Annotated in this window: 1 protein-coding gene; it reads right to left on the minus strand. The window is 54.9% G+C overall.

From position 1 onward, the window contains the following. On the minus strand, positions 1-1,306 hold a 1,306-nt coding region (locus tag GVK32_RS28610; RefSeq protein ID WP_159880942.1), incomplete at its 3' end, for an IS4 family transposase. Positions 1,307-1,337: the final 31 nt, after the last annotated feature.

Genomic DNA, 1,337 nt, shown 5'->3' on the forward strand with positions numbered 1-1,337 from the left:
GATAGCGGGTTTTTGACATCTTAACCGCCCTCGGCCTTGATAGTCGGGGGCGTTTTGTTATGAACATCGCCTCCAGATTTCCCCTCAGATGCATCAGCCGTTTCGGGATAGTACCCGGCGAAACCGTATTCCCCAGCACTATCAGTTCCGTGGCTATCACCCCATAAGCAAATTTAAAACTCATCTCTGACGGCGCTCGTTTATGCTGTTCTGCCGCCAGGGCTGCCTCCCGCCTGATGAGATTGTAAGCCAGTAATACCCCCCAGACTTCCTGATGCAGCAACTCAACCTTCCGGCTTCTCAACACCAGCGCATTGCTCTGAAGACTGCTTTTGATATTCCTGAATCCCACTTCGATTTCCCTGCGCGAATGGTAAAGCTCTGCCACGGCTTTTGCCGGGAAACGGTCTGCAGGAAGGGAGGTCAGTACGGTTTTCTCCACGACATCAATATCATAACTGACGGCCCTCGCATACCAGAACTCCGGCAGTGACGGATTTTGCCTGCGAGCCTGAGGGGAGACTTTCATTTTCAGCAACCGGTCACCCGCACCGTAACTCTCCTGAACGTCGGAGACCACATTCTTACGGGCGGGCAGCAGCCAGTGACGGTTATCTCCGCTCTGGCTCAGGGTCATCAGCAGATCAGCACTGTGAAACAGCTTATCAAAGAGCGTGATGGAGTTATCCGGCAGTGCCTTAATCAGGTCATGTGCCAGCCGGATCTCACTGCTGCGGTACGGGCCGGTGACTGCATCCAGCAGAACATGGCTGCTCAGGTTCATCAGTGCCACCAGACGCATGACCGGAAAGGGGCTCTGGCGGTCAGTTGAAGTGTTGCTGGAGCCAAAATAATCACGCAGTTCCGGCTCGTCCGGGGGACGCAATTGTGCGCCATCGACCGCGAAAAGCTGCAATCCTTTCCAGTCATCTTTGGGATAACGTTCAGCTCCCCAGGTCCGCGCGGTCTGACGAAACAGCCATTCGACGGGCGCAGCGCCAACGCGTTGTCTTGCCTGAGTAATGGCACTGCGGGCGAGCAGCTGGGTACCCGCCTCACCATCCGCGCTGAGGTTGAGGCGTCGGACAATATCAGTGATTGGTTCATTGCGGAAAAAAGCCATGCAGACGACCATCCAGACCACCATATCACCGGGCAAACGGCGACGTCTGACGGTGGCATGAGTAGAGAGGGAGAGACAATGCTGTAGCCACTCAACGGGCAGATGCTCAGCAAAAATCTGAGTGGAAGGTGGGGGTAATAATGGCTGGTCATTGAAACTCAGCAGGTCATCAAGCAGTGGCATATAAAAACGGCTCCCTGTTGTGGAAGCCGTT

Source organism: Klebsiella sp. 18074, assembly GCF_902705905.1.
GTDB lineage: Bacteria > Pseudomonadota > Gammaproteobacteria > Enterobacterales > Enterobacteriaceae > Klebsiella > Klebsiella terrigena.